Raw genomic sequence first — 3,285 nt, 5'->3', positions numbered from 1 at the left:
TACCAGCGCCGGCTGAATGTCGTGGAGTTTGGCAACTCCGTTCCTGATTTCCAGTATCTGCGAATAAAACTCGGATCCACGTGCCGATTTCGGCGTTTCCTGCTCGTGCATCACACTGACGACCGTGATTCCGTGGCAATGATCCTTGATGGCCTGATGGAACGCAATTTTGGATTCTGGATCGAGAGCACCTGTGGCCTCGTCAAGGAACAATACATTTGGCTTGTGCAGCAGAATTCTCGCAAGCACGAGTTTCTGTTTCTGGCCGCCCGACAAAAGCTGGTCCCATGGAGTGCCATCGCGGTCCTCCCGTTCCAGGTTCTCGATGAATTCTCCCATCCCGGCGCGATGAAGTGCTGCTGCTGCTGAGGCATCGCCAAACTCTGATTCATTGTCAGGCAGACAAATTAGCTGCTTAAGGGACACTGTAGGGAATTTCACTTCCTGCGCCGCGTACATTGCCGTTGCGTTTTCAGGATAGATTATGTCACCCCGCCCGTATCCCCAAAGCCCGTTCAGCGCCTTTAGCAGGCATGTTTTCCCGCAGCCTGACTCACCCCTAAGATAGATCCATTCACCCTTGTGGATATGCAGAGGGGATGCAGACAGGAACGGCTGCGCCGCATCCGATCGATGCATGAGCTCGAGATTGCGCACCGTCATGCCGAAGAGTTCGTGCTGTGTGCCGTAGCAGAATTCATTGATACCGCTCGACCGATAGAAATCCGTCGGCCGCTGGACTGATTCAACGGCTAGTGCCAGTTCAGTGACGCGTCTTCCGTTCGCCTTCAGATTGGCAATGGCGGGCATCACCTGAATGAACCACGAGCACYCGTTGATCATTGAGCCGACCAGCTCGGCTCCAGTAATGTAGGTCTTCAAGCTGATCGTGTTGCCCATATAAGGAAGGAGACCGGGCAGATAAGCGACTACGCGAGCAGCGAAGAAGTTATAGACGGCTGTGAATGACATGTATGCGGCATCGAAGCAGTTCAACTTGGACCAAGTTCTGTCGATCCCTGAATAGAGGCGAGTGTTACCGATACGCTGCACGTTTTCGCCGTTTGAAGCGGCCACCTGGAAACTGTGACGAAGGAATGTTGTCAGTTCGCTGCGGTAACTGCCCTCTGTCTGCTGCATCTCTAGCGTAAGCGTTTCAAGTATACGGCCGATCCTCATTGCAACCCAGCTGCTGAGAGGGACATAAACAGCGATCGCTACGAAAGCGAGTATGGCGCTGCCATATGATCCGAGGAATTCAAGCCCGCTGACTTCGGTCGACATCTCAATGAGCTTTTGCCCGACGAAGATGATTGACATCGCGACGCCCAATATCCCCATCGAGAGGCCGATTGCACCGCCAGTCATGCCTTTGATGGATTCTTGCAATCGCTGATCAATATTGTCAGGCATTTCCGCACGTTCCCCCTGCTGGAGGTGGAAATGCGTATGATTGCTGTCGAGGAGGGAATCATTGAAGCGAGAATTCAGCCAGCCGCGCCACTTGCGATGCAGCGTTGTCGAAAGTAGATGGCGGAAGCCGACAAAACCAGCCTCTTTCACAAACATAATCAGGATGAGAAGGCCGGCGTTAGTCAGAATGGTAGGGAGCGGACGTTGGCTGAAAGGATCATGGATATTGACGATCGAGTTGAGAAGCTCGCCTGATGCCTCCGCCATCCAGACGCTGGCCTTGCTTCCAGCTGCTGTTAAAACCGCGATAGCTATCGTCAGGAGCCAAGCTTCCATCCACCTCTCTGACAGCCAGTACGCCCGCATCAGACCCCAGAATGTCGTCATGGAGGCCACAGTGCTGCCCCCGAATCTCCGGCGTGAGCCGCTTTCGCCCTGCTGATTGCCAAGTTGCAATTGAATGCCGCTGGTCAAAGTCATCTCTTATTAGTCACACAATGTTACGTATTGCAACAAACCGTGGTTAATAAACGGTTAACTCTTCGAAATCAGCGTGGCCGTGGTCGACAATCGGTATACTCAACTCCAAAAACCGCTCATTGTTCAGACGCGGCATGCACAGATATCAGACAAAAAACGCGCCAAATTTGAAGTCTATTCGATCGTGCGGCCGATGATTGGAAAATGTTGGAAGACGGGTCGCCTATGTCCATCATTCTCTATTTTTTGCGACGGGGCATGGAACTTGTGCCACGCGGTCTGACTTGATCGGCGCTGTTGTCGAGGGTTTCGTTCTGCAGCTTTCGCCAGCGGGTCAAACGCTCAGGATCTATCTTGCCTGCAGCCATTGCTGCCTGCACCGCGCAGCCGGGTTCATGAGCGTGGCTACAGTCACGAAACCTGCAATGCGGGGCAAGTTCTGTGATTTCGGCGAACACCGTGTCTATGCCGTAACCCACGTGGCTGACATCCAGCGTTCGTATTCCCGGCGTATCGATCACCCAACCGCCGGCAGCAATCGCGTGCAGCGACCGGGATGTGGTGGTGTGACGCCCCTTGGCATCATGCTCGCGGATACCGCCTGTCAGCTGAGGCAATTCCTGGACGGGGCCTGCCAGCGTGTTCACCAGCGTTGACTTGCCGACCCCCGACGAACCCACCAGCGCCACTGTTCGCCCCACTTCGCACCAAGGAAACAGCATAGTCTTGGCATCAGGGCAGCGGGCATTCAGTACCACGACAGTCAAGCCGCGTTGCAGTGGAGCCGCCTGCAGTTGGTATTCCCGGGCGTTTGACACCGTGTCAGCCTTGGTCAAGACGATGACCGGATTTGTTCCGGCTTCATTGGCCAAGGCCAAGTAGCGCTCCAGCCGAGCGGCATTGAAATCGGCATTGCATGACGTAACGATGAACAGTGTATCGATGTTAGCAGCAACCAGCTGCCGGGGTCGATTGCCCGCTTTACGACGTTCCAACAGTGCTTTTCGCGTTAACAGGCGTTGCACGAGATGCGTGCTCGGATCAACAAGCACCCAGTCGCCTACCGCAAAATCTGCGGTCGTCATGTTAGCAGGAATGGTTAGTTTGACTGTTCCGGATTGAGAAATTGCAGTGAGGCGCGCGCGGTGAACCGTATCAATGCGCATCGGGACGAGGTTTGTCTCGTTTGACACAAGCTGATCGCTGAAAAATTCCGACCATCCTAGACTCGAAAGCGAAGTACTAGAATCGGTCATGGTCTTTGCTCAATGGTAGGGGCATCGCAAACATGGGCCTTTTTAAAACTCACAATTAGTTCGCACTTTGGGACCAAAAATATAAGCGAGGTCTGACGCCAATTCGGTAGTAGTTGAATTAGAGCCAGCCTCTGCT

2 protein-coding genes are annotated in these 3,285 nt (G+C 53.9%); both read right to left on the bottom strand.

The genetic code is table 11. The features are described 5' to 3' along the window. On the bottom strand, positions 1–1,800 hold a 1,800-nt coding region (locus tag ACXJ5O_RS22440; protein WP_457301827.1), incomplete at its 3' end, for an ABC transporter ATP-binding protein/permease. Positions 1,801–2,132: 332 nt separating this feature from the next. Further along, positions 2,133–3,149 carry a ribosome small subunit-dependent GTPase A gene (rsgA, locus tag ACXJ5O_RS22435; protein ID WP_457301826.1) on the bottom strand — a complete coding sequence of 339 codons (1,017 nt, stop codon included), beginning with the start codon at positions 3,147–3,149 and terminating at the stop codon, positions 2,133–2,135. Positions 3,150–3,285: the final 136 nt, after the last annotated feature.

The sequence above is a fragment of the Phyllobacterium sp. P5_D12 genome, from assembly GCF_054049495.1.
This window is presented reverse-complemented; position numbering and strand designations above follow the sequence as displayed.